The following is a 24,328-nucleotide window of genomic DNA, read 5'->3' on the forward strand; positions in this document are numbered from 1 at the left end:
CCGTCACCGAAAGTAGCGTCAGAGCCGTGATCGACGTGATTCTCCCGTGCCTCAACGAGGCGGAGGCCCTGCCGTGGGTGCTGTCCCGGATGCCCGCGGGCTTCCGGCCCCTGGTGGTCGACAACGCCTCCACCGACGGATCCGCGCGCGTGGCCGCGGACCACGGCGCCGACGTGGTGCCCGCCGCGGCCCGCGGGTTCGGCGCCGCCTGCCACGCCGGGCTGCTGGCCGCCACCGCCGAGGTGGTGTGCGTCATGGACGCCGACGCGTCCCTGGACCCCGCCGAGCTGCCGCGGCTGGTCGCCGAACTCGGCCGGCTCTCCGCAGGCGGTGCGCCGGCGCTGGTGCTGGGGCGGCGCCGCCCGGCCGGGCGCGGCGCGTGGCCGCCGCACGCCCGGCTCGGCAACGCCGTGCTCGCCCGGTCGCTGAACCGGCGCGCCGGAACCCGGCTGCGCGACCTCGGCCCGATGCGCGCCGCGCCGCGCGCCGGGCTCCTCGCGCTGGAGCTGGCGGACCGCCGGTTCGGGTACCCGCTGGAGATGGTGCTGCGCGCCGCCCGCGCGGGCTGGCGGATCGGCGAGCTGGAGGTGGCGTACCTGCCGCGCACCGGGGAGTCGAAGGTGACCGGGACGGTCGGCGGGACCGTCCGCGCCGTCCGCGACATGCGCCGCGTCCTGACGGAGGTCGCCCCGTGAACGCCCCCACCGCCCCCGGCGCCCCCGGCGCCGATCTGATCGTCATCGCCAAGGAGCCGGTGCCGGGCCGGGTCAAGACCCGCCTGACGCCCGCCTACACGCCCGCCGAGGCCGCCGCGCTGGCCACGGCCGCGCTGCGCGACACCCTGGCCGCGGTGGCCGCCGCGCCCGCGCGGCGCCGCGTGCTCGCGCTGTCCGGGACGCCCGGCCCGTGGCTGCCCGGCGGCTTCGAGGTCCTCGCGCAGCGCGGCGCCGGGCTGGACGAGCGGCTCGCGCACGCCTTCGCCGACGCCTACGAGGGCCGCCCGCTCGTCCTGATCGGGATGGACACCCCGCAGGTCACGCCCGCGCTGCTGGCCCGCGCCGGGCGCGCGCTGCGCGAGCACGACGCGGTGTTCGGCGCGGCGCGCGACGGCGGGTTCTGGCTGCTGGGGCTGCGCCGCCCCGACGAGCGGCTGCTGCGCGGCGTCCCGATGTCGCGGCCCGACACCGGAACGCTCCAGCTCGCCCGCCTGCGCGCCGCCGGCCTGACGGTCGCGGCGATGCCGGAGCTGACCGACGTCGACACCCCGGCCGACGCCGAGACCGTCGCCGCGCGGGCTCCCGGCGGCCGGTTCGCCGCGGCCGTCCGCGCGCTCGGGACCAGGACCGTCCCGGCATGATCGGCGAACTGTACGAGGAGGCGCTGCGCGGCGCCGCGCCGGTGGAGATCGAGCACGCCGACGGCCGCCGCCGCCCGCTGCCGGTGCAGGACTGGCTGGCGCTGCGCCCCGGCGACGCGGGGCTGCTGGACCGCTGCCGCGGCGCCACCCTGGACGTCGGGTCGGGCCCGGGACGGCTGGCGGCCGCGCTGGCCGGCCGCGGGCTTCCGGTGCTCGGCATCGACGTGGCGCCGCGCGCGGTCGCACTGACCATCGCGGCGGGCGCCCCGGCGCTGCGCCGGGACGTGTTCGGGCGGGTGCCGGGCGCCGGGCGGTGGCGGACGGTGCTGCTGGCCGACGGCAACATCGGCATCGGCGGCGACCCCGCCGCGCTGCTGCGCCGCGTCCTCGGGCTGCTGGGCCCCGGCGGCCGGGTGCTGGCGGAGGTGGACCCGCCGGGCGCGGGGACGCGGACCGAGCCGCTGCGGCTGCGGTCGGGCCGCGCGGTCGGCGAATGGTTCCCCTGGGCGCACGTGTCCGCCGACGGCGTCGGCGCGCTGGCCGCCTCGTGCGCGGCGGCGGTCACCGAGCGGTGGGAGGAGGCCGGCCGATGGTTCGTCGCCCTGCGCCCCTGACCCGGCCCCTCCTCGGCCGCAGGCCGGTACCGCCGGAGGCGCTGACGACGCTGCCGCAGCGGTTCACGAGCCGCCTGCACGACGAGCGGGTCGCCGCGTGGCTGGGCATCGCGCTCGGCGCGTGCTTCCTCGTCGCGTTCTGCACCGGGCTGGTCAGCCACCTGATGCAGAACCCGGCGAACTGGATGACGTGGCCGTCGCGCCCGGTGAACCTGTACCGGGTCACGCAGGGCCTGCACGTCATGACCGGCCTGGCGGCGGTGCCGCTGCTGCTGGCCAAGCTGTGGACGGTCTACCCCCGGCTGCTGCAGTGGCCCCCGGCCCGCTCGGCCGGGCACGCGATCGAGCGGCTGATGGTGTTCGTGCTCGTCGGCGGGTCCCTGTTCCAGCTGGTCACCGGCGTGATGAACATCGACTACTGGTACGCGTTCCGGTTCTTCTTCACCACCGCGCACTACTGGACCGCCTACGTCATCATCGGCGCGCTGCTGATCCACATCGCCAACCAGTGGGCCACGACGCGCCGGACGGTGATGACGCGGCCGCAGGACGGGCTGCGGCGCCGCACGTTCCTGCTGACGGTGCTCGGCGCGAGCGGCGTGGTCGTCGCGACGACCGTGGGGGAGACGTTCTCGCCGCTGGCGCGGCTGGCGGTGCTCGCGCCGCGCCGTCCCGGGATCGGGTCGCAGGGCCTGCCGGTCAACAAGTCCGCGGCCGGATCGGGCGTCACCGCGCTCGCCCGCGACCCGGGATGGCGGCTCACCGTCACCGGGCGCGTCCGGCGCGAGCTGACCCTGTCGCTGGCGCAGCTGCAGGCCATGCCGATGCGGACGGCCCGGCTGCCGATCGCGTGCGTGGAGGGCTGGAGCGCGGAGGCCACCTGGGAGGGCGTGCGGATGCGGGACCTGCTGCGCATGGCGGGCGTCGACGACGACGCGAACGTCCGCGTCGAGTCGCTGGAACCCTACGGCCGCTACCGCACCTCGGAGGTGCGCCCGCCGCACTGGCACGACCCCCTCACGCTGCTGGCGCTGCGGGTGAACGGCGAGCCCCTCGACCTCGACCACGGGTACCCGTGCCGGCTCATCGCGCCGAACCGCCCCGGCGTCATGCAGACCAAGTGGGTCGGCCGGCTGGTGGTCGCATGAACGCGCGCGCCGCGAGGTTCGCAGCGTACGCGGCGGGGACGGCGCTGATCGGGTACGGGCTGAGCGGAATCGTCGCGGACGTCCCGGTGCGGCGCTGGGCGGCGTGGTTCGTCGGCGCCGCGGTCCTGCACGACGGGGTCCTGGTCCCGGCGGTCCTGGCCGCGGGCGTGGTGACGGGCTGGATCCCGGTCGCCTACCGGCGGGTGCTGCGCGGCGCGCTGGTGGTGGCGGCGTGCGTGACGGCGGTGGCGATCCCGCTCGTCCTGGGCTACGGGCGCCGCCCGGACGTCCCGTCGCAGCTGCCGCTGCCCTATGGCCGCAACCTGGCGATCGTCGTGGGCGTGATCGGCGCCGTGGCGGTCGCGATGCTGGCCTTGCGGGCGGTCTCCGGGCGCCGGCGGCGGGACGGCATGAGCGGCGGAGCGCACCGCGCCGTCTCGCCGGGGAGACCGCCGAGGAGAAAGGAGCGGGACAGGTGACCGCCACCGATACCCGGGCGCAGGGCGTCCCGTCCCCGGTCGCGCGGCGCGGGAGCCGTCCCGGATGGATCGCCGTGGCGGTGTGGGCGGCGGGGATCGCGGCCGTGTTCGGCGTCGGCTGGTACCTGCGGCGCGCCGGGCTCGCCACCGAGGACGCGCTGCCGCCGCTGCACGCGCGGACGCGCTCGCATCCGCTGACCTGGCGGATGGCTCCGGGAGCGGCGGCCGCCGCCGCGCTGGTCGCGGTGCTGCCGTGGGCGGCGTCCCGGCTGCGGTGGCGGGCGCTTCTCGCGGTGGCGTGGGCGGGTTCGGCGCTGTGGGCGGTGGCGCTCGCCGCGTCCGACGGGTGGGCCGCCCTCGCCCGGCCGCTGGACGCGCCGACCGAGTACCCGGCGGGCCTGGCACAGGTGCGGCCCGATCCGCTGGAGTGGCTGCGGACCTTCACCGAGCGGCTCGGCGGCTACACCACGCACGTGCGGGGGCATCCGCCGCTGCCGACGCTGACGCTGTGGGCTCTGGAGAAGGCGGGGCTGCCCGGCACCGGGTGGGCGGCGGCGTTCGTGATCGCGTCGGGCACGTCGGCGGTCGCGGCGATCGCGGTCACGCTGCGGTGCGCCGCGGGGGAGCGGGCGGCGCGGGCGGCGGTGCCGTTCCTGGTGCTGGCGCCGCTGGCGCTGTGGGTCGCGACCGCGATGGACGCGTTCTTCCTCGCGGTCGGGGCGTGGGGGACCGCGCTCGCGGCGGTCGCCGCGGGCCGGGCGCGGCTGCGGTCGGCGCTGCCGGCCGCCGCGGCGGGCGGGCTGCTGCTGGGGTGCCTGCCCTACCTGTCCTACGGACTGCTGCCGCTGTTCGCGGTGCCGCTGGCGGTGCTGGCCGCGCGCCGTCCCCGCCCGCTCGTGCTCGCGGCGCTCGGCGCGGGGCTGGCGGTGGCGCCGGCCGCGTTCACCTCGCTGGGGTTCTGGTGGCCGGACGGCGTGCGCGCCACGCTGGACACCTACCTGGTCAGCCGCGGGTCGGCGCAGCGGTCCTTCACCTATTTCCTGTTCGGTGATCTGGCGGTGCTGGGGCTGCTGACGGGCCCGGCGGTCGCCTACGCGCTGCCGGGGGCGGCGGGGGCGCTGCGGCGGGCGGTGCGGGCGCGGGCGTGGTCGGCGCGGGCGGTGGTGGCGTCGGTCGCGTTCGCGGCGCTGCTGGGGACGCTCGTCCTGGACGTGTCCGGGGTGACCAAGGGCGAGGTGGAGCGGATCTGGGTGCCGTTCGCGGCGTGGCTGGTGGTCGCGGCGCCCCTGGCGCGGACGGACCGGGCCGGCGAACCGCCCGGCGAATCACCCGGCGGGCCGCCCGGCGGGACGGCGGTGCGGGGGTGGCTGGCCGCGCAGGCGGTGACGGCCCTCGCCGTCCAGGCGGTGGTGCTCTCGCCCTGGTGACCGACCTTTCGACGGGCGTGGAAGCGATCCGGGACTAGCGTCGGAACATGAGTACTTCTGTGCTGCGGGCGCGGCTCGCCGACCGCTTCCGCGAGGTCAACGGCGACCATCCGATGACGCCGGCCGACGACGCCTACGTCACCGCCTGGTACGCGGAGCTGGAGGAGCTGTGCGCGGCGGCAGGGCGCGACGCCGACCAGGTCCGGGCCCTGATGCTGGACGAACGGCTGCCGCTCCCGGGTTACCTGCGGTCCGACGGCGCGGAGATGGTGCCGGCCGACCTGTTCGGGCTCGCCTCACGGGCGGGCGGCGAGGACCGGCTGCGCGAGTGGTTCGTCGCTCACTGGGACGACCGCGCCGAGGGCGAGCGGGAGTGGGCGGCCTACCTGAGCGGGCAGTACGTGTGCCTGCGGTCGGTGTCGCCGGAGACGATCCGCCGCAAGGACGAGCTCGTGGCGGCCATCACCGCGGCGCCGGACGAGCAGGACGCGGGTTCGCCGGACTGGTCGCGGCGCCTGCACGCCCTGGTCGACGAGCTCGACGCGCTGGAGCCGCCGTTCACCGCCTTCGACCGGCTGCGGTTCGGCGGACCGGTGTCGCGCGATGTGTGCATCGACGCGGTGCGCGCCCGCCACCCGCGCGCGCCGGTCCCCTCCTGAGCCACAGCGCGCGGCGGGCCGGGCCGGGGGCGCCCTCGTCACGGCCGTCGGCGCGCGCCGCGGCCGGACAGGGCGCCCCGGCGAGGCCGGTGGTCACCAGGGGACGGCGCCGTCGTCGTCGAAGAAGCCGCCGGTCGGGCCGCCGTCCGGCAGCGTCGCCATCCGGATCGCGATCGCGGCGCCCTGCTCGGCGGTGCGGGTGATGGTGCGGCCCGCGCGGATGTGGTCGAGGGTGAAGTCGGTGGCGCAGGCGCCGGGCGCGACGGCGTTGACCAGGATGCCGGTGTCGCGCAGCTGCTTGGCGTACTGGACGGTCAGCATGTTCAGCGCGGCCTTGGACTCCGGGTAGGACGCCACGGCGCCCAGGTTCCAGAAGTAGTGGTCCGGGTCGGTCATGAGGGTGAGCGACCCGGTGCCGCTGGAGACGTTGACGATCCGGGCGGCGGGCGAGCGGCGCAGCAGCGGCAGCAGCGCGTTGGTCACCCGCATCACGCCGAACAGGTTGGTGTCGAACACGCGGCGGACGCGGTCCAGGTCGGCCTCCGAGGGCGGGTCGTTCGGGCCGCCGGAGATGCCGGCGTTGTTGACCAGGACGTCCAGCCGTCCCGGGGAGGCGGTCACGGTGGCGGCGGCGGCCCGCACGCTCGCGTCGTCGGTGACGTCCAGCCGGACGAACCGGACGTCGTGCCCCGCGTCGCGCAGTTCCGCGGCGGCCTTCTCGCCGAGGTCGGGGTCGCGGGCGGCGAGCAGCACGGTCATGCCGCGCGCCGCCAGCCCCTCGGCGACCGCGCGTCCGATTCCCTTGTTGGCCCCGGTGACCAGGGCGACCTTCGCGTTCGTGGGTGCTTCGCTCATGCCCTCGATCCCATCACCGGGCCCCGGACGGACTCCAACACCGACCGGGCCACGATCGATACCCTGGAGGTATGGATCTGGTGGAGACGAGGGAGCTGGCCTACTTCCTGGAGGTCGCCCGCGAGCTGCACTTCGGGCGGGCCGCCGAACGGCTCGGCATCGCGCAGCCGCCGCTGTCGCGCGCGATCGCGCGGCTGGAGCGGCGGCTCGGCGTCCGGCTGCTGGAGCGCACCAGCCGCCGGGTGACACTGACCCCGGCGGGCGAGACCCTGCTGGCCGAGGGCGGCGCGGCGCTGGCGGCCGTCGAGGCCGCGGTGCTGCGCACCCGCAGGGCCGGCGGGACCGGTGCCCGGCTCGTCCTGGCGATGAAGCCCGGCGGTGACGGCGGCGGGCTGCTGCCGGACGTCCTCGCCGAGTACGAGCGGGAGCCGGACGCGCTGCCGGTGGAGATGGTGTTCGGCTACGGGGCGCGGCAGGCGCTGGACGACGGGCGCGCCGACGCCGCCCTGCTGTACGCGCCGCGCGCCGACCTGACCGGCCTGGCCGTCGAGGAACTGGTGGTGGAACCGCAGGTCGTCGTCCTGCCCCGCACCCACCGGCTCGCGGGCCGGGCGCGGGTGTCGATGGCCGACCTGGACGGGGAGGTGCTGCCGCGGACCCCGGCCCGGCCCGGCGGCGACGGGCCGATGGTGACCGAGGGGGGCCAGGTCATGCAGCTGATCGCGCTCGGCCGGATGGTGGCGGTGCTGCCGCGGTCCTACCGGCGGCTGCTGCGCGACGACCTCACGGCGGTGCCGGTGCCCGACGCGCCGCCGACGACGCTGGTGCTGGCGTGGCCCGAGGAGTCGCGGTCGCGGGCGCTGGCGGCGTTCGTCCGCGTCACCGCCGCGGTCGCCGCCCGCCACAACGCTCGCGACACCGCCCGCGGCACCGCAGGCCGGAACACGGACGCGGGCGCGCTCCGGACCGTCCCTGACCTGCGCTGACGGGGCCGGCGAAAAAAATCGGAGAAAAAGCGGGGCGGGATGTCGATCCGGCGTGCGCCCGTGCGACGCGTCAGTGAAGGCACGAGACGAGCACGTCGCACGGAAGGACACCGCCATGACCGTCACCCAGATCCTCGCCGCCCCCGCCACCGGCTCCGTCGAGGGCCGCCGCCGCGTCCTGCGCCGCGTCCTGTGGACCGCGCAGATCCTCATCGCCGCGTTCCTGTTCTTCGCCTCGGCGATGCCGAAGTTCGCCGGGCAGGCCGACGCGGTCGAGACCTTCACCAGGATCGGCTGGGGGCAGTGGTTCCGGTACGTGACCGGGGCCGTCGAGGCCGCCGGTGCGATCGGGCTCGTGGTCCCGCGGCTGGCCGGGTTCGCCGCGACCGCGCTGATCGGCCTGCTGGCGGGCGCGGTCCTCACCCACCTGCTGGTGCTGGACGCCGCGTGGGCGCTGTTCCCCGCCGCGCTCGCCGCCGTCTGCGCGGTGATCGGCTGGGACCGCCGCGCCGAGACCCGGGACCTGCGGCGCTCGGTCACCGGGCTGCTCCGCCGGTGACCGCACCGCGCCCGGGGGAGTCAGGCGCCGGGCCAGGTGATGAGGGTGTGGCCCCAGGTCAGGCCCGCGCCGAAGCCGGCGAGCAGCACCAGGTCCCCGCCGCCGATGCGGCCGGTGCGCACGGCGCGGTCCAGGGCGTAGGGGAGGCTGGCGGCGCCGATGTTGCCGACGTCCTGCCCGGCGATCATCAGCTGGCCGGGCTCGAGACCGGCGTGCCCGGCCAGCGACGCCACCAGCCGCGGGTTGGGCTGGTGCGGGACGACCAGGGCGAGGTCGGCGGGCTTGATCCCGGCGTCCTCGCACGCCTCGGCGACCTGCCGGGGCAGGGCGTCGGCGATGAAGTCGCGGACGGCGCGGCCGTCCATGTGGATGGTGTGGCCGAGATCGGCCAGTGTGGCGCCGTCGGCGGGACGGCGGGAGCCGCCGGCGGGGATGAGGACGTCGCCGGCGCGGGTGCCGTCCGAGCCGAGCGTCACCGGCCCGAACCCGTAGGGGGCGGGGACGGGCCCGACGACCGCGGCCGCGGCGCCGTCGCCGAACAGCGCGGTGGTGCCGCGGTCGGCGGGGTCGAGGAACCGCGAGTACACCTCGACGCCGATGACCAGCGCGTACGGGGCGGCGCCGCGCTGGGCGGCGAGCCAGCCGAGGGCGGCCTGCAGCCCGAACACGAACCCGGTGCAGGCGGCGGCGACGTCGAAGGCGGCGGCGCCGCGGGCGCCGATCAGCGCCTGCACGCGGCAGGCGGTGGAGGGACCGAGCTCGTCGGGGGTCGAGGTGCCGAGGACGATCAGCCCGACGTCGTCGGGCCGCAGCCCGGCCGCGTCGAGGGCCTCGCGCGCGGCGGCGGCGGCGAGGTCGGAGGCGGCCTGCTCGGGCGCGGCGACGTGCCGGTTGCGGATGCCGGTGCGTTGCTCGATCCAGTCGTCCTCCAGGCCGAGCGAGCGCGCCACCTCGGTGCTGGGAACGCGCCGTTCCGGCAGGTAGGAGCCGGTTCCGCGGATCGCCCACCGGGTGTGCGCGGGCTGCTGGTCGCTCCAGTTCATGCGTCGCTCCCCCCAACCGGCGGTGAGGCCGGTGGTCGTCGCCGGGCCCGGCGCCGGCGGGCGGTCCCTCTGCGGTCCGTCCGTTGCACCGATGGTTGCCAGGCCGATTCCATGAGTGAATAATCCCATTTCAGGATTTGCGTTCTATAACTCCTCGATAAGCGGCCATTATCCGAAAAGAAAAGAGAGCCTTCCTTCCAGGTAAGGAGACCTCGCGTGTCCCACACCTCTTTCCAGCCGGACGGCCCCTTCGACCCCGCCGGGGAACTCAAACCCGATGACGTCTGCGCGTTCCTGTTCGCCGGAACCGGCTCGGCCGGCGTCCCCGACCTGCCCTCCCTGGCACGGTCCGGTCCGGCGGCCGCGCGGGCCGCCGCCGACGTCCTGGACGCCGTCCAGGAGGGCCTGCCGGACGGCTGGCCGTCGATGCGCGCGATCCTGCTGGAGGACCCCGCCGGGTACCGGGCCGCGGCCCGCGTCCCCGGCGTCGCCCAGCTCGCCGGCTACGCCTCCTCCGTGGCCGTCGACCGCGCCCTGCGCGCGCTGGGCGTGCAGCCCGGCTTCGCCGTCGGGCAGAGCTTCGGGGAGATCGCCGCGATGGTGTGCGCGGGCGTGTTCGCCATCGCCGACGGCGCCCGGATGGCCGTCAGCCTCGTCGACGTCCTGGCGCGGCGCGGCGCGGGCGGCGGGATGGCGCTGCTGGAGGCCGGCGAGGACGGCGCCCGCGCCTGCATCGACGACGCCGCCGCGCCCGAGGTGGTCGTCGCGTGCCTGAACGCCCCGTCGGTCACCGTCGTCTCCGGCCCCGACGCCCCCCTGGAGGCGGTGCTGCGGACCGCCCGCGACAGCGGGGTGCGGGCCGTCCGGCTCGCCGTGCCCTACCTGTCGCACCATCCCGCGATGGCCGGCGCCGACGACGAGTGGTACGCGATGATCCGCGCGTACCCGCAGCGGCCCCTGGAGCTGGTCGTGCACTCGCCGGTCCGCGGGCGCGCCTACCGCGACGACGACGACCTGCACCGGGCGCTGGCCGACTGCATCGTCAAGCCCGTCCGGCTGCCGGAGGCGCTGCGCGCCGTGCACGCCGCCGGCGCGACGGTGTTCGCCGAGGCCGGCTCGGGCAACGCGCTGTGCCAGTGCGCCCGCCTCAGCGTCCCGGACGCGCAGACCTTCCTGGTCCCGCTGCGCGACCGGCCCCGCCAGGGAGCGCCGCGCCCCCGCGCCACCGAGACCGCCCGCGGCGCCGCCGACGCGATCGGGGCGGACGGCCCGCCGGTCGGCAAGTCCGCGCCCGGCATCACCCCCGACCCGCAGCCCTGACCCCGCCGCCGACCCCGTTCCCGGCCTGGTCTCCGCCTTCCCTGCCCCGGCCCCGCCCCTACCCGTCCCCCGCCTTCGCCCGATCCCTTCAGCCCGACCACTCCGTCCCGACAGGAGAGCAGCGCGATGGGCATGTTCATGGGCACCTCCCCCGATGACGACCTCGCCGGCTTCGTGCGCGGCGCGTCCCCCGGCCCCAAGCTCCGGGAGCGGCTCGCCGACGCCGTCCCCGAGGAGTTCTTCAGCTACCCCGGCGGGCTCACCGCCCGCGACCACCAGGCCCTCACCTACGCTCGGCTGCGGCGCGCCGGGCTCGCCGCGCCGCCCGGGTCGGAGCTGCTGGACGACCCGCCGGCGCTGTGCGCGCTGCTGGAACGCGCCGCGATCGCCGACCCGGCACTGTTCCACGTGATGCTCCTGCACTACACCCTGGCGCTCGGCCCCGTCCTGCGGTTCGGCGCCGGCCAGGACGGCCCGCCCGCCGCCCGCGAGTCGCTGGAGTCGATGGACTCCTTCGGGACGCTGCTGATGACCGAGGTCGGCCGCAGCAACAGCCACCTGTCGCCGCGCACCATCGCCCGCCACGACCCCGCCACCGGCGGGTTCGTGCTGCACACCCCCGACGTGCAGGCCGCCAAGTTCCCCACCAGCACCGCCCACCCCGACCTGCCCAAGACCGCCTGCGTCTACGCCACCCTCGTGCACGGCGGCGAGGAGCGCGGGGTCTTCGTGTTCGCGGTGCCGGTGCGCGGCCCCGACGGCGCCGTCCCGCCCGGGGTGCGGGTGGTGCCGGCGCCCGAGACGACCGGCCTGCAGGTCGACTACGCCGCCGTGCTGCTGGAGGACCTGCACGTCCCCTACGAGGCGTGGCTGCGCGACGGCGCCCGCATCGACGCCGACGGCTCCTTCCACGACCCCGCCGGGTCGCCCGCCGCGCGGCTGACCCGCTCGATGGGCATCGCGCCGGCGGTGTGGCGCGCGGTGATCTCCGCGTCCGCCGCGATCACCCGCGCGTCCGCCGGGATGCTGCTGGCGCACTCGGCGGGCCGCTCCACCCTCGGCCGCCTGGCGCCGCGCCGCCCGCTGACCGACTACCGCAACCAGCAGGAGGCGGTGCTGGGCGCGCTGGCCTCGGCGTACGCGCTGACGGCGGTCGCCGCCCACGTGAAAACCCGCCGGACCTCCGCCGACGCGCCCGCCGACGGCCCGCAGACCGCGTGGGCGCCGTGGTCGGCGGTCGACCGGGACCTGGCGCTGCTGAAGGCGGCGTCCACCGTCACCGCGCAGGAGACGGTGTCGATGTGCCGGGTGCATTCGGGCGCGCCCGGGTTCGCGGCGGTCGAGCGCCTCAACGCCTACCGGGGCCTCGCCCACGCCTACATGAACGCCGGAGGCGACAACGAGCTGATCCTGTACGACACGGCGCGGGCGATGGCCGACCTGGACCGCTACACCCCGCCCGAGGCGGTGCCGGGCCCGCCCGACGACGGGGACCTGGACTCGCCGCGGGTGTGGCTGTTCCTGGCGCGCGAGGCCGAGCGGCGGATGCGCGACCGGCTCGCCGAACGGGTCCGGGGCGCCGCCGACGCGGGCGCCGACCCGTTCACCGCCTGGAACGACAACCTCGTGCTCGCCGCGCAGGCCGCCACCGCGTGCGCCGACCGCGTCACGCTGGAGATCTGCGACTCGGCGCTGGAGGGCGGGCCGGCGGCGCTGCGGCCCGTGCTGCGCCTGCACGCCCTGAACTGGATGGCGCGCCGCGCCGGCGGCCTGCTCGACGAGGGCGTCGTGCCGCCCGGATGGCTGCAGGACGTGCACGCCGCGCGGCGGCGGGCCTGCGACGAGCTCGCGCCGCGCGCCGGGGAGCTGGCGGCGGCGTTCGAGCTGCCGCCGGTGATCACCGCGCCGACGGCGTTCCTCACCGGCGGCTGACCCGCCGCGCCGGACCGGGCGGCGGCGGCAGATCGGCCCGTCGAGGCGGCCCGTCGGGGGCCGGATGAGGGGTGCGGACGTGGCGTGCGGGCGCGAAACCGCACGCCACGCCGGTCATCGGCGAAACCGGCGGGGGAACCGGCGGGGACTGGCTACCGTTCTGCATAGACAGGCCGCGGGTGACCGTCATCCGCCCGGTCCGATACGGAGGTAGGCACAGTGGGAGTCAGTCTGAGCAAGGGCGGCAACGTCTCGTTGACCAAGGAGGCTCCCGGACTGACCGCGGTCGTGGTGGGTCTGGGCTGGGACGTGCGCACGACCACCGGAACCGACTTCGACCTGGACGCCAGCGCGCTGCTGTGCTCGGCGGAGAACAAGGTGCTGTCGGACCAGCACTTCGTGTTCTTCAACAACCTGAAGAGCCCGGACGGGTCGGTGGAGCACACCGGCGACAACCTGACCGGTGAGGGCGAGGGCGACGACGAGCAGATCAAGGTGGACCTGCAGACCGTCCCGGCCGAGGTCGCCAAGATCGTGTTCCCGGTGTCGATCTACGACGCCGACGGACGGCAGCAGAACTTCGGGCAGGTCCGCAACGCCTTCATCCGGGTGGTGAACCAGGCCGGAGGCGGGGAGATCGCCCGCTACGACCTGACCGAGGACGCCTCCACCGAGACCGCGATGGTGTTCGGCGAGCTGTACCGCAACGGGGCGGAGTGGAAGTTTCGCGCGGTCGGCCAGGGGTACGCCTCCGGGCTGGCGGGCATCGCCGCCGACTTCGGCGTGAACGTCTGATCTCCTCGGATTCCGGAGGGGCGGGGCCCGCGCCCCGCCGCTCCGGCGTTCGCGGGCTCCGGCTCGCGGGCTCCGGTTCGTGCGCTCGGTCGATGGGGGTCAGGCGGCGGGGACGACGGCGAGGGCCTCCACCTCGATGAGCAGGTCGTCGCGGACCAGCCCGGACACCTGGATCAGGGACGCGGCGGGGTCGACGCCGTCCGGCAGCATCTGCGTGCGGACGGCGCGCACGACGCCGACCGCGCTCGCGTCGAGCAGGAAGTAGCCGAGCCGGATCACGTGCTCCCAGCGGGCGCCGGCGGCGGCGAGCGCGGCCTCCAGGTTGGTGAACACCTGCCGGGTCTGGGCCTCCAGGTCGCCGGGGCCGACGAGGTTCCCTTCGCCGTCGAGCGCGATCTGGCCGCTGACCACGACGAGGCGTCCGGGGACGTCCACCGACACCACGTGGCTGTAGCCGGGGCCGGGCGCCAGGCCGGGCGCGTTGATCTGGCGGACGGCGCCGCCGTTGGGTCGCTGTTGTTCGTTCACGTGATCACGTTAACCGGCGCGCCCGGGGGTGGACGGGCGCGCCGGCGTCGCGGTGGCGGGGGTCAGCCGAGCAGTTCGCTGCGCAGGCGGGTCTTGAGTATCTTCCCGCCGGGGTTGCGCGGCAGTCCCTCCTCGCGGAACCAGAAGTGGACGGGCACCTTGAACGCGGCGATCCGCTCGCGCAGGAACGCCTGGATCTCCTCGGGGGCCGGCGCGGTGCCGGGGCGGGGCACGACGACGGCGCCGACCTCCTCGCCGAGCACGTCGTGGGGGACGCCGATGACGGCGCAGTCGGCGACGGCGGGATGCTCGTAGAGGGCGGCCTCGACCTCGGCGCAGTAGATGTTCTCGCCGCCGCGGATCAGCATGTCCTTGGCGCGGTCGACGATGTAGACGAACCCGTCGTCGTCGACGCGGGCCAGGTCGCCGCTGTGGAACCAGCCGTCCGCGAACGCCTGCGCGGTCGCCTCCGGCTTGTTCCAGTACCCCTTGATGACGTTGGGGCCGGCGATGAGCAGCTCGCCGACCTCGCCCGGCGGGAGGTCCTCCCCGGTGGCCGGGTCGACGACCCGCACGTCGCAGACGGCGACGGGCGGGCCGACGCTGTCGGGGTGCTCCAGGTAGTTCACGCCGCCGTTGTAGGTGGTGACCGAGGAGGTCTCGGTGAGGCCGTAGCCGTTGCCGGGGACCCGCTGGGGCAGCCGTTCCTTGATCTTGTCGACGAGGGCGGGCGCGGCGGGGGCGCCGCCGTAGCTGACGCCGGTGAGGCTGGAGGTGTCGTACTTGTCGAAGTCGGGGGAGGTCAGCACCTGCCAGGCCATGGTGGGCACGCCGCCGAACCCGGTGACGCGCTCGCGCTCGATCAGCTGCAGCGCCTTGGTGACGTCCCACTTGTACATCAGCACGACGGTGCCGCCCTGCAGGGCGCTGCTGACCAGGACCGAGTGGCAGCCGGTGGCGTGGAAGAACGGGACGCTCAGCAGGGTGACGCGGGGCTGCGGCCGGGTGAGCTGCTCGATCGTGGCGCCGGCGCGCACGCCGGCCGACAGCAGCCCGTAGGCGAGGCTGACGGGGTTGGTGGCGATGTTGCGGTGGGTGCCGAGGGCGCCCTTGGAGCGTCCGGTGGTGCCGGAGGTGTAGAAGATCGTGGCGTCGTCCTCGGGGTCGAGCGCCACGTCCGGCAGGCCGTCGGCGCCGTCGCCGAGCGCCCGGGCGAGGGCGGCGCCGAAGTCCTCGCCGCCGGCGGGCGGGGCGCCGCCGGGGCGGGCGACCAGCACCGGGATGCCCAGGCCGGGCAGGACCCCGGCGAGGCGTTCGGCGCGTTCGGCGTCGGCGATGAGGAGCCTGGCGCCGCTGTCGCGCAGCCCGTACTCCAGCTCGTCGGCGCTCCACCAGGCGTTCAGCGGGACGACGACGGCGCCGGCGACGGCGGCGCCGAAGAACGCCACCGACCATTCGGGGTAGTTGCGCATCGCGATCGCGACGCGGTCGCCCTTGGCGATGCCGTATTCGGCGACCAGCAGCCGCCCGAACGCCGCCGCGCGGCGGTGGTGCTCGGCGAAGCTCAGCCGGTCGTCCTCGTAGACCAGGAACGGGGCGTCGCCGTGCCCGCGCGACAGTTCCAGGATGTCGCGCAGGGTGGTCGGGGCGTTCTTCCAGACGCGGGTCCTGACGCCGCGGATGTCGACCTCGTCCATCTCGAACAGCTGACCCGGGGCCGTCAGCCGGGCTCTGACCTCGGCGATGCTCGTCAGTTCGGGGCCGTTCACTTCGCGGCTCTGCACGCGCGCCTCCCGCGGACCGTACCGGCGCGCCGCCGCGCGGCCCTTACACCGAACGCGGTTCGGCGCACCGTGGGGCAAATCTATGATTTGTCTCACTCCCTGGTCAACGGTCCGCCGCCGCCCGCGCCCGCACGGCCCGCCGCCGGCCCCCTCCCGGCCGGCCCACCCGGCGACACCGCCGCGGACCGTTCCACTCGAAGATCCCGACCTGCGACAATGGGGACATGACCGAGCGCAAGCCGATCGAGTACTGGCTGTCGGACATGGACGGCGTGCTGGTGCACGAGGGCCACCCCGTCCCCGGCGCCGACGAGTTCATCCGCAGGCTCGCCGCCTCCGGCAAGCCGTTCCTCGTGCTGACCAACAACTCGATCTACACCCGCCGCGACCTGTCGGCGCGGCTGGCCGCGGTCGGGCTGCAGGTCCCGGCCGAGTTCATCTGGACCTCGGCGCTGGCCACCGCACGGTTCCTGGCCGACCAGCGGCCCGAGGGATCGGCGTACGTGATCGGCGAGGCGGGGCTGACCACGGCGCTGCACGAGGCCGACTACGTCCTCACCGACATCCGGCCCGACTACGTGGTGCTGGGGGAGACCCGCACCTACAGCTTCTCCCAGATCACCCAGGCGATCCGGCTGATCGAGGGCGGCGCCCGGTTCGTGGCGACCAACCCCGACCCGATCGGCCCGTCCCAGGAGGGCTCGCTGCCCGCCTGCGGCGCCGTCGCCGCCCTGATCACCCGGGCGACGGGGGTGGAGCCCTACTTCGTCGGCAAGCCGAACCCGCTGATGATGCGGACCGCGCTGAACGTGGTCGGCGGGCACAGCGAGCAGACCGCGATGGTCGGCGACCGGATGGACACCGACATCGTCGCCGGCGTGGAGGCGGGCCTGGAGACGATCCTGGTGCTGACCGGGGTGACCCGCAAGGACGAGGTGGGCCGCTTCCCGTTCCGCCCGCACCGGGTGGTGCCCTCCATCGCCGACCTGATCGAGCTGATCGACGCCTGACCGGCGCCTGACCGGCCTGCGACCGGCTCCCGGGCCGGCGTTCGACCGATACGATCAAGGCGAGATCGACGATAGGCGCCGTCGTGCGTTCGCGCAGGTCGAGGGCTCGGTGGCACGCGGCGGGATCGGCCGGCGGTCCGCGGGCCGCACTGCCGCCGGACGCCTGCGCGCGCCCTGGCCGAGCGGAGCGCCGTGCACGACCTCCAGGACCCTCCCGCCCCGTCGCGCCCGCCGCTGCCGCCGCGCGGCGGGCCGCGCCGCCGCCGCACCGCCGTGACGGCGGTCGGCGTCGCGGCCGTGCTGGGCGCCGGCGCCGCCGGCGCCTGGCTGACGCTGGGCCGCGACGACCGCGCCCCGGCCGCCGGGACCCCTGCCTCGGGGGCGGTCTCGGCGTCGTCGTCACCGTCGGCGTCCGGGCGGTCCCCGAACGCGACGGGCAAGGCGGGCAGGACGAGGGCGGTGCAGGGACCGGTGGTCAACGGCCGCCGCCAGCCGCCGCGCGTCCGCATCCCCCGGGCGGCGAGCGGCCGGTACGCCGTGGTCCCGGGCACGGCGAAGCCGAAGGGGTCGCGCGGCACCCTTATCCGGTACACGGTGGAGGTCGAGCGGGGCCTGCCGATCACGGGCGCGGAGTTCGCGGCGGAGGTGCAGCGGGTCCTCAACGACCCGCGAAGCTGGGGGCACGGCGGCACCATGCGGTTCGAGCGGGTGAGCCGCGGGCCGGTGCGGTTCCGGGTGTCGCTGTCGAGCCCCGCGCTCACCGACCGGATGTGCGCGCCGCTGGTCACCGGCGGGGAGCTGTCGTGCCGGCAGGGGAACCGGTCGGTCATCAACGCCCTGCGCTACGGCGAGGGCGCCGCGTCCTACGGGCGCGACCTGGCCTCCTACCGCGAGTACGTGATCAACCACGAGGTCGGGCACGCGCTCGGCCACGGCCACCGGCAGTGCCCGGGCAAGGGGCGTCCCGCGCCGGTGATGGTGCAGCAGACCAAGTCGCTGTACGGCTGCTCCCCGAACCCGTGGCCGTTCCCCAAGGGCTGACCCCGGCCCCCGGGCGGTGCGGCGCCTAGACTCGGGGCCGACATGCGCATGATCAGAGGCGGGGGCTCCCGCGAGCTGGAGATCCGCCGGTCCCGGTTCGTGTGCACGCTGGCGCGCGCGGCGGACGAGGCCGAGGCGGTGGAGTTCCTGGCGCGGCACCGCCGCGCGCACCGCGACGCCACCCACAACTGCTCGGCGTACGTGGTCGGCGAGCACGGCGAGATCACCAAGAGCAGCGACGACGGGGAGCCGGCGGGGACGGCGGGGATCCCGATGCTGGAGGTGCTGGTGCGGCGGGGCCTGACCGGCACGGTCGCGGTCGTCACCCGCTACTTCGGCGGGGTGAAGCTCGGCGCGGGCGGTCTGGTGCGCGCCTACGGGCAGGCGGTGTCGGAGGCGATCGACGCGGTCGGGGTGGTGGAGCTGCGGCCGGTGCTGACGGTGACGGTGCGGGTGGAGCACGCGCTGGCGGGCCGGTTCCTGGGGGATCTGCACGGCCGCGGCGTCCAGCCGTCCGACGTCCGCTACGGCGAGGCGGTGGAGGCGGACGTGGCGGTGCCGCTGGCGGAGGTGGAGGCGTTCGAGGCGTGGGCGGCGCAGGTCACCGCGGGCCGCGCCGCCGTGGCGCGCGGCGCGGCCGGCCACGTCGAGGTGCCGGTCTGACGGGCGTCCGGCGCCGGGGTGCGGGCTCCGGGCGGGTCCGCACCCCGGCGTCGCGGGGTCATGCGCCGAGGAAGTCCTCCAGGGCGGGGGCGAGGACGTCGGGGGCGACGTCGTGGGTCTGGCCGTCCAGGACGCGGTGCGCGCCCCCGGGCAGCGCGGCGGCCAGGCGCCGGGCGGCGTCGCGCATCCAGGCGGGGCTCGCGCCGCCGGCCAGCACCAGCGCCGGGACGGTGACGGCGGCGGCGGTCGCGGTGGGCAGGACGCCTCCGGCGGCGTCGTCCATGACGGCGGAGTCGTAGGCGAGGGTCGGCGCGAGCGCCTCCAGGGCGGGCCACATGGGGGCGTGGCGCATCTGGGCGAGGAGTTCGGCGGGCATGCCGACGCCGGTCATGAACAGCTCCAGGGCGTCGCCGGGGCGGCCCTGTTCCAGGCGGCGGTTCAGCTCGGCGGCGTGGTCGCGGGTGTGCCGGACGCGGTCCGGCTCGTCGGGGGTGAAGGGGGGTTCGTAGAGGGCGAGGCGGGTGATGGGCAGGCCGTGCGCGGCGGCCCGCAGGGCCAGCACGGCGCCCGAGGACATCCCGTACACCGCGGCCTGCCCGCCGGCGGCGTCGATGACGGCGGCCAGGTCCTCGATCTCGCGGTCGACGGCGTAGGGGGCGGTGTCGCCGCTGCCGCCGCGTCCCCGGCGGTCGTAGGTGACGACGGTGCGGCGGGCGGCGAGCAGCGCCGCGAGGGGCGCGGCCGATCCGCGGTCGTTGAGCGCGCCGCCCACGCACACCAGGGCCGGTCCTCGGCCGGTGCGGTCGTAGGCGATGGGGGTGCCGTCCTTGGAGTGCACGGTGTCCATGGCGGTGTCCTTCCGGGTGTGGCGGTCGCCTCTGGAGGGCCGCGGTGCGCGGCCCGTTCGTGTCACCGACGTACGGGCGGGACGCGAACGGACACCCCGGCGCGAGTTTTCTTCTACCCGGTTTCCCGGACGTGCCGCGCCCGTCAGCCTTGCCCGGCCCCGGCTCCGGTGTCGGGGGCGGTGACCTCGGCGAGGCGGCGGGCCAGGTAGCGGCGGTCGGCGTCGCCGGGGGCCAGGGCGAGGGCGGAGCGGTAGGCCCCGGCGGCCTCGGCGCGGCGTCCCAGGCGGCGCAGCAGGTCGGCGCGGGTGGCCGGCAGCAGGTGGTAGCCGTCGAGGGCGCCTTCCCGCTCCAGCCGCTCGACCAGGTCGAGACCGGCGCGGGGGCCGCGGGCCATGCCGACGGCGACGGCGCGGTTGAGCGCGACGACGGGGGTGGGGGCGAGGCGGGCGAGGACGTCGTAGAGCGCCGCGATCTGCGGCCAGTCGGTGGAGGCGGCGTCGGGGGCGGTGACGTGGCAGGCGGCGATGGCGGCCTGCACCAGGTAGGGCCCGGCGGGGCGTCCGGCGGCGCGGGCGTCGAGCAGCGCGGCGTCCAGGAGCCGCGTGCCCTCCTCGATCTCGGCCGCGTCCCAGCGGGCGCGGTCCTGGTGCTCGAGCGTGACGAGGGCGCCGGCGGCGTCGACGCGGGCGGCGGCGCGGGCGTCGTGCAGCAGCATCAGGGCCAGCAGGCCGCGCGGTTCGGGCTCGGCGGGCATCAGCGCGGCCAGCACGCGCGCCAGCCGGATCGCCTCGGCGCTCAGCCGGCGCCGCTCGGGCCCGTTCCCCGAGGCGTCGTCCCCGGCGGTGTACCCCTCGTTGAACAGCAGGTACAGCACGGCGAGGACGGCGCCGAGGCGGCGGGGCAGCAGGTGCGGCGGCGGGACGCGGTAGGGGACTCCGGCGGCGCGGATCTTGCGTTTGGCGCGGGTGAGGCGCTTGGACATCGCGGGTTCGGAGACCAGGAACGCGCGGGCGATCTCGGCGGTGGTGAGGCCGGCGAGGGTGCGCAGGGTCAGCGCGACGCGGGCCTCGGGCGCGAGCGCGGGATGGCAGCAGGTGAACATCAGCCGCAGCCGGTCGTCACCGAACCCGTCCTCGCGGCCGCCGTCCTCGCCGGGGCCGCTGGCGGGCGGGCCGGGGGCGGTGAGGGCGGCCCGGCGAAGACGGTCGGCGCCGGCGGCGTCGCGGCGGAGCCGGTCCACGGCGCGGTTGCGGGCGGTGGTGGTGAGCCAGGCGCCGGGGCGTGCGGGGACGCCGTCGCGGGGCCAGCGGCGCAGGGCGGCGGTGAAGGCGTCCTGCGCGCAGTCCTCGGCGAGGTCCCAGTCGCCGGTCATGCGGATCAGGGTGGCGACGATCTGTCCCCATTCGGTGCGGAACGCCGCGGCGGCGGCCGCGGCCGCCGCGTTCCCGGCCGCGCCTGGCGCCGGTTCGGGGCGTCGCTCGGGACGGGGGGCGGGGAGGGTCACGGTTCGTGGACGGGGCGGATCTCGATCTGGCCGAGCCGGGCCCAGGGGTGCCGGGACGCGATCTCGACGGCCTCGTCCAGGTCGGCGCACTCGATGAGGCTGAACCCGCCGACCTGGTCCTTGGTCTCGGCGAACGGCCCGTCGGTGAGCAGCACCTCGCCGTCGCGGACCTTGACGGTGGTGGCGGTGTCGGCGGGGGCCAGCCCGGCGCCGCCGTACACCACGCCGCGGCGGGTCATCTCCTCCGACCAGCCGCCGCAGCCGGTGGCGGCGGCCTCTTCGGGATCGGTCCCGGCGGTCTCGTCGCTGCAGATCATCAGCACGTAGCGCACAGGGCCTCCCGCGGTCGCCGGACGAGATCGCTCTCCCGGGCAGGATGCCAGATCGCGGGGGCCCTGCGCACCGGCTCGCGGCCGGGTGCCGCGGTCGGCGGGTGGCCGAACTCCCTGATGGCCTCCGCAGACCTGCTGGTGGGGCGTTGACGCAGGTCAAAACGGGTGGCGTAACAGTGGCGCAATCTCGCTGGGGCATCCTGGACGGGGCGGGCCGCCCGCGCGGGGCGGCGCGCCGGCCACCGGACCGGGGAGGGGCATGGGCGGGACGTCGCGGGCGGGGCGGGGCGAGTGGGTGTCGTCGCGGCCGCGGGCCGAGCGGGCCCGGCAGGCCGCCGACGTGCTGCGCCAGCAGATCACCGGCGGCGCGTTCCCCGGCGGGACGCTCCCGGGCGAGCGTGAGCTGGGCGAGCGGCTCGGCGCGTCCCGCAACGCCGTCCGCGAGGCGCTGGCGCTGCTGCGCGCCGAGGGTCTGATCACGCGGCGGCGCGGGGTGGGCACCACGGTGGTCGCGGCCAAGCACGGGCACGGGCTGGACCGGCTGGCGGGACTGGCGGAGGCGCTCACCGGGCACGGCACGGTCACCAACGAGGTCCGCGAGATCGCCCGGGTCCCGGTGCCGCCGCCGGCGGTGGCGGCGCGGCTCGCGCTGCCGCCCGGCGCGGGCGCGGTGCGCGTGGAGCGGCTGCGGCGGCTGGAGGGCGAGCCGCTGTCGCTGGACACCACCTACCTTCCCGGCGACATCGGCGAGGGCCTGCTGCGGCGCCCGGACCTCGGCCGGGAGCTGGCCGGGCGGGACCTGTTCGGGCTGGTCGAGAAGGTCGCCGGGCAGCGGCTCGGCCGGGCGGAGGTGCAGGTGCACGCGGTGGCGGCCGCGCCGGCGACGGCGGCGCCGCTGGGCGTCCCGGCGGGCGCGGCGATCTTCGCGATCGACCGGCTCGCGCATCTGGCCGACGGGCGTCCGGTCGACAGCGAGGCGGTGCACATCCGCGCGGACCGCCTGACGCTGCGCGCCACCCTGTACCGCGCGCCGGGACCGCCCGGCGCCTGATCGCGCCCGCGGCGGCGCGGGCCCGGTCCGGGCGGGCCCGGCGCGGCGCTCGGTGCCGGTGCCGGTCGTGGGGTGTCCCGTTGCGAGCGAGAGGAGGAGCCGTGGGCGGTCTCGGAGTGCCCGTGCTGGCGGGGCTGGTGCTGGTCGGGCTGGTCGCGGGGGTCGGCATCACGGCGGTCGGGCCGGGCGGGGTGCTGGTGACGGTCGGGCTGTTCACGCTCACGGGGTTGTCGCCGGCGCAGGTGGCGGGCACGGCGATCGTCACGCACGTGGCGACCGGGGCGCTGGCGACGGCGGCCTACACCCGGTCGGGGCAGCTGCGCGAGCGCGGCACGCGGCGGGCTGCGGTGGTGCTGGCGGCCGCCGCGGTCGCGGGGACCCCGCTGGGCGTGCTGGTCAACAGCGTGGTGCCGGGGCGGGTGTTCGGGATCCTGCTGGGGGTGTTCGTGGCGCTGGTGGGGGCGCTGGTGTGGCGCCGCGCGGGCCGTCCCGCCGCCGCGTCCGACCATGCACCCGCGGGTGAGGGGGGCGCGCGGGGGCCGGGGGCGCCGGTGGTGGCGGCGGTCGGGTTCGCGGTGGCGGTGGCGAGCGGGGTGTTCGGGATCGGCGGGCCGATGCTGAGCGTGCCGCTGCTGGTGGTGCTGGGCGTGCCGGTGCTGTCGGCGCTGGCGGCGGCGCAGGCGCAGTCGGTGGTGATCGCGACCGTGGGGACGGTCGGGTACGTGGCGGCGGGGGCGGTGGACTGGCCGCTGGCGGCGCTGACCGGGGTGCCGGAGCTGGCGGGGGTGCTGCTGGGCTGGGTGATCGCGCGGGCGGTCCCGGCGGGCGCGCTGACCGGTTCGCTGGTCGTCAGCCTGTTCGCCCTGGCGCCCTACCTGGCCCTGCACGGCTGACCCGGGCGCCGGCGGGTCCCGGCGGGGCGCCCGAGGGCGCGGGGGCGCGGCGTGGCGCGGGCGTCAGCCGCCGAGGCTGTCGAGGGCGGTGTCGAGGCGCTGGGCGAGGCGTTCGAGCTGCTCGTCGTTGGCGCCGGTGTCGAGTTCGGCGATGACGGCGTCGCGGGTGGTGATCACCAGGGCGTCGTCGGCCTCGCCGCGTCCGGTGGGCGTGGACGGGACGACGGCGGCGTGCCCGCCGACGACGACGAGGGCGGCGCCGCGGTCGGTGGAGGCCAGCAGTTCGTGCAGGTGGGCTGGTGTGATCGTCGGCATCGGGTGACCTCCTGTGGATGTTCGGCGGGGCGTGCGGGCCGAGGCGGGCGAGGCGCGGCGCGGGGGCTGCGCGCCCGGGGTCAGGGTTTCTGGCCGACGCCGGTGGCGATCTCGCGGGCGCGGGTGGGGCCGCCGGTGCCGGGCGCCAGGGGCGGGGTGTCGCGTCCGGCGCCGGTCCGCAGGCCCTCCAGGAAGGCGGCCATCGCGTCGCGGGCGGTGTGGCGGGGCGTCCAGCCGAGCTCGGCGCGGGCGCGCGCGGTGTCCATGATCGGCACTTGCAGGGCCAGGTCGAACAGGCCGGGCGAGGCGGGGACCAGGTGCAGGTTCCAGGCGGCGGCCAGGACGGCGCGCACGCCGCGGGCGGGCAGCCGGACGGTGCGGGCGTCGAGCAGGTCGGCCAGGACGGCGGGGTCGATGACGGGCTCGGCGGCGATGTTGAAGGCGCCGCGGGCGTCGCCGAGCGCGGCGAGCGCGAACGCCTGCCCGGCGTCGGCGGAGTGCAGGGCCTGGAAGCGCAGGCCGGGCAGGTCGGGGACGACCGGGACGCGGCCGGGCCGGGCGAGGCGGCCGGGCAGCAGCGGCCCGGCGAACAGGCGGCGCTGCTGGGCGGCGCTCTGGCGCTCGAACACGAAGCCGGGGCGGATCCGCACGACGCGGGTCTGCGGGCGGCGGGCCTCGAAGGCGTCCAGGAGGCGTTCGACGTAGGCCTTCTCGCGGCTGTAGGCGGCGCCGGGCCAGCCGTGGGTGGGCCAGGACTCGTCGACGGCGCGGTCCTTGGGGCCGGGGGAGTAGGCGCCGACGGAGGACGCCACCACCAGGGCGGGCACGCCGGCGTCGGCGACGGCGTCGGCGACGGCGTCCAGGACGCGGGTGGTGCCGACGACGTTGGAGTCCCAGGTGACGGCGGGCCGGTGGGTGGGCTGGAACAGCCAGGCGAGGTGGATCACGGCGTCGGCGCCGCGCAGCAGCGGGACCAGGTCGGTGTCGGTGACGTCGGCCTGCGCCCATTCGACTCCGCCGTCGCGGGCGGCCCGCGCGCCGGGGCCGCGGCGCGACAGCCCGAGGACGGAGGTGGCGCGGGGATCGGCGGTGAGCGCTTCGACGGTGCTGGTGCCGATGTTGCCGGTGGCGCCGGTGACCACGACCCGCATGGTGTTCCCCCTCAGTCGTCCCTGCAGGTGGACG

26 protein-coding genes are annotated in these 24,328 nt (G+C 76.7%); 17 read left to right on the top strand and 9 right to left on the bottom strand.

Annotated elements, in window-relative coordinates:
- Positions 1-26 precede the first annotated feature (26 nt).
- Genes J4557_RS25385 through J4557_RS25415 form a run of 7 tightly spaced genes read left to right on the top strand, consistent with a single transcriptional unit; the run spans position 27 to position 5,684 of the window.
- A complete protein-coding gene (locus J4557_RS25385; protein WP_208269233.1) occupies positions 27-695 on the top strand; it encodes a glycosyltransferase family 2 protein in 669 nt (222 codons plus the stop codon).
- Positions 692-1,357, top strand: a complete 666-nt coding sequence (locus J4557_RS25390; protein WP_208269234.1) for a TIGR04282 family arsenosugar biosynthesis glycosyltransferase — start codon at positions 692-694, stop codon at positions 1,355-1,357. Before J4557_RS25385 ends, J4557_RS25390 begins: the two co-directional genes overlap by 4 nt.
- Complete coding sequence (locus J4557_RS25395) at positions 1,354-1,971, top strand: methyltransferase domain-containing protein (RefSeq protein WP_208269235.1); 618 nt, start codon at positions 1,354-1,356, stop codon at positions 1,969-1,971. Before J4557_RS25390 ends, J4557_RS25395 begins: the two co-directional genes overlap by 4 nt.
- Positions 1,947-3,119 (top strand): molybdopterin-dependent oxidoreductase, encoded by a 1,173-nt coding sequence (locus J4557_RS25400; RefSeq protein WP_208269236.1) that lies wholly within the window; start codon positions 1,947-1,949, stop codon positions 3,117-3,119. Before J4557_RS25395 ends, J4557_RS25400 begins: the two co-directional genes overlap by 25 nt.
- On the top strand, positions 3,116-3,598 hold the full coding sequence (locus J4557_RS25405; protein ID WP_208269237.1) for a hypothetical protein: 483 nt from the start codon (positions 3,116-3,118) through the stop codon (positions 3,596-3,598). The genes J4557_RS25400 and J4557_RS25405 overlap by 4 nt, the downstream gene beginning before the upstream one ends.
- Entirely contained in the window at positions 3,595-5,025 is a 1,431-nt protein-coding gene (locus J4557_RS25410; RefSeq protein WP_208269238.1) for a hypothetical protein, read from the top strand. The genes J4557_RS25405 and J4557_RS25410 overlap by 4 nt, the downstream gene beginning before the upstream one ends.
- A gap of 47 nt (positions 5,026-5,072) precedes the next feature.
- Entirely contained in the window at positions 5,073-5,684 is a 612-nt protein-coding gene (locus J4557_RS25415; RefSeq protein ID WP_208269239.1) for a DUF6058 family natural product biosynthesis protein, read from the top strand.
- A gap of 93 nt (positions 5,685-5,777) precedes the next feature.
- On the opposite strand, the gene J4557_RS25420 is transcribed toward J4557_RS25415, so the two are convergent.
- Complete coding sequence (locus J4557_RS25420) at positions 5,778-6,539, bottom strand: SDR family oxidoreductase (RefSeq protein WP_208269240.1); 762 nt, start codon at positions 6,537-6,539, stop codon at positions 5,778-5,780.
- Between the two features lie 71 nt (positions 6,540-6,610).
- Here J4557_RS25420 and J4557_RS25425 point away from each other — a divergent pair, with 71 nt between their 5' ends.
- The gene (locus tag J4557_RS25425; protein ID WP_208269241.1) at positions 6,611-7,525 is read left to right on the top strand and encodes a LysR family transcriptional regulator; all 915 of its coding nucleotides are present in this window, start codon (positions 6,611-6,613) and stop codon (positions 7,523-7,525) included.
- 115 nt (positions 7,526-7,640) lie between these two features.
- The gene (locus tag J4557_RS25430; RefSeq protein ID WP_208269242.1) at positions 7,641-8,084 is read left to right on the top strand and encodes a DoxX family protein; all 444 of its coding nucleotides are present in this window, start codon (positions 7,641-7,643) and stop codon (positions 8,082-8,084) included.
- Positions 8,085-8,104: 20 nt separating this feature from the next.
- Here the strand turns inward: J4557_RS25430 and J4557_RS25435 are convergent, their stop codons facing one another.
- A complete protein-coding gene (locus J4557_RS25435; protein ID WP_208269243.1) occupies positions 8,105-9,127 on the bottom strand; it encodes a 3-oxoacyl-ACP synthase III family protein in 1,023 nt (340 codons plus the stop codon).
- 216 nt (positions 9,128-9,343) lie between these two features.
- On the opposite strand from J4557_RS25435, the gene J4557_RS25440 reads away from it, so the two are divergent.
- The 3 genes from J4557_RS25440 to J4557_RS25450 all read left to right on the top strand — a co-directional run bounded on the left by J4557_RS25440 (position 9,344) and on the right by J4557_RS25450 (position 13,174).
- Entirely contained in the window at positions 9,344-10,447 is a 1,104-nt protein-coding gene (locus J4557_RS25440; protein WP_208269244.1) for an ACP S-malonyltransferase, read from the top strand.
- 126 nt (positions 10,448-10,573) lie between these two features.
- On the top strand, positions 10,574-12,379 hold the full coding sequence (locus tag J4557_RS25445) for an acyl-CoA dehydrogenase family protein (protein WP_243776313.1): 1,806 nt from the start codon (positions 10,574-10,576) through the stop codon (positions 12,377-12,379).
- Positions 12,380-12,598: 219 nt separating this feature from the next.
- Entirely contained in the window at positions 12,599-13,174 is a 576-nt protein-coding gene (locus J4557_RS25450; protein ID WP_190856718.1) for a TerD family protein, read from the top strand.
- A gap of 99 nt (positions 13,175-13,273) precedes the next feature.
- Here the strand turns inward: J4557_RS25450 and J4557_RS25455 are convergent, their stop codons facing one another.
- Both J4557_RS25455 and J4557_RS25460 read right to left on the bottom strand, forming a co-directional pair.
- Positions 13,274-13,702, bottom strand: a complete 429-nt coding sequence (locus J4557_RS25455; protein WP_307800197.1) for a RidA family protein — start codon at positions 13,700-13,702, stop codon at positions 13,274-13,276.
- 62 nt (positions 13,703-13,764) lie between these two features.
- A complete protein-coding gene (locus tag J4557_RS25460) occupies positions 13,765-15,486 on the bottom strand; it encodes a class I adenylate-forming enzyme family protein (protein ID WP_307800198.1) in 1,722 nt (573 codons plus the stop codon).
- 224 nt (positions 15,487-15,710) lie between these two features.
- Here J4557_RS25460 and J4557_RS25465 point away from each other — a divergent pair, with 224 nt between their 5' ends.
- The 3 genes from J4557_RS25465 to J4557_RS25475 all read left to right on the top strand — a co-directional run bounded on the left by J4557_RS25465 (position 15,711) and on the right by J4557_RS25475 (position 18,200).
- Positions 15,711-16,496, top strand: a complete 786-nt coding sequence (locus tag J4557_RS25465) for an HAD-IIA family hydrolase (protein ID WP_190856716.1) — start codon at positions 15,711-15,713, stop codon at positions 16,494-16,496.
- A gap of 192 nt (positions 16,497-16,688) precedes the next feature.
- Complete coding sequence (locus J4557_RS25470) at positions 16,689-17,537, top strand: DUF3152 domain-containing protein (RefSeq protein ID WP_307800199.1); 849 nt, start codon at positions 16,689-16,691, stop codon at positions 17,535-17,537.
- 42 nt (positions 17,538-17,579) lie between these two features.
- Positions 17,580-18,200, top strand: a complete 621-nt coding sequence (locus tag J4557_RS25475) for a YigZ family protein (protein ID WP_208269245.1) — start codon at positions 17,580-17,582, stop codon at positions 18,198-18,200.
- A 58-nt stretch (positions 18,201-18,258) separates the two neighbouring features.
- On the opposite strand, the gene J4557_RS25480 is transcribed toward J4557_RS25475, so the two are convergent.
- The 3 genes from J4557_RS25480 to J4557_RS25490 form a co-directional block, all read right to left on the bottom strand.
- Entirely contained in the window at positions 18,259-19,047 is a 789-nt protein-coding gene (locus J4557_RS25480) for an alpha/beta fold hydrolase (protein WP_208269246.1), read from the bottom strand.
- 143 nt (positions 19,048-19,190) lie between these two features.
- On the bottom strand, positions 19,191-20,552 hold the full coding sequence (locus tag J4557_RS25485) for an RNA polymerase sigma factor (protein ID WP_208269247.1): 1,362 nt from the start codon (positions 20,550-20,552) through the stop codon (positions 19,191-19,193).
- Positions 20,549-20,884, bottom strand: coding sequence for a YciI family protein (locus J4557_RS25490; protein ID WP_208269248.1), 336 nt, complete (start codon positions 20,882-20,884; stop codon positions 20,549-20,551). The genes J4557_RS25485 and J4557_RS25490 overlap by 4 nt, the downstream gene beginning before the upstream one ends.
- Positions 20,885-21,143: 259 nt before the next feature.
- On the opposite strand from J4557_RS25490, the gene J4557_RS51095 reads away from it, so the two are divergent.
- On the top strand, positions 21,144-21,935 hold the full coding sequence (locus J4557_RS51095; RefSeq protein ID WP_208269249.1) for a GntR family transcriptional regulator: 792 nt from the start codon (positions 21,144-21,146) through the stop codon (positions 21,933-21,935).
- Positions 21,936-22,036: 101 nt separating this feature from the next.
- Complete coding sequence (locus J4557_RS25500) at positions 22,037-22,828, top strand: sulfite exporter TauE/SafE family protein (protein WP_307800200.1); 792 nt, start codon at positions 22,037-22,039, stop codon at positions 22,826-22,828.
- 63 nt (positions 22,829-22,891) lie between these two features.
- On the opposite strand, the gene J4557_RS25505 is transcribed toward J4557_RS25500, so the two are convergent.
- On the bottom strand, positions 22,892-23,143 hold the full coding sequence (locus J4557_RS25505) for a hypothetical protein (protein WP_208269250.1): 252 nt from the start codon (positions 23,141-23,143) through the stop codon (positions 22,892-22,894).
- Positions 23,144-23,223: 80 nt separating this feature from the next.
- Entirely contained in the window at positions 23,224-24,294 is a 1,071-nt protein-coding gene (locus J4557_RS25510) for an NAD-dependent epimerase/dehydratase family protein (protein WP_208269251.1), read from the bottom strand.
- Between the last annotated feature and the right edge of the window lie 34 nt (positions 24,295-24,328).

The sequence above is a fragment of the Actinomadura nitritigenes genome (assembly GCF_017573545.1).
GTDB lineage: Bacteria > Actinomycetota > Actinomycetes > Streptosporangiales > Streptosporangiaceae > Spirillospora > Spirillospora nitritigenes.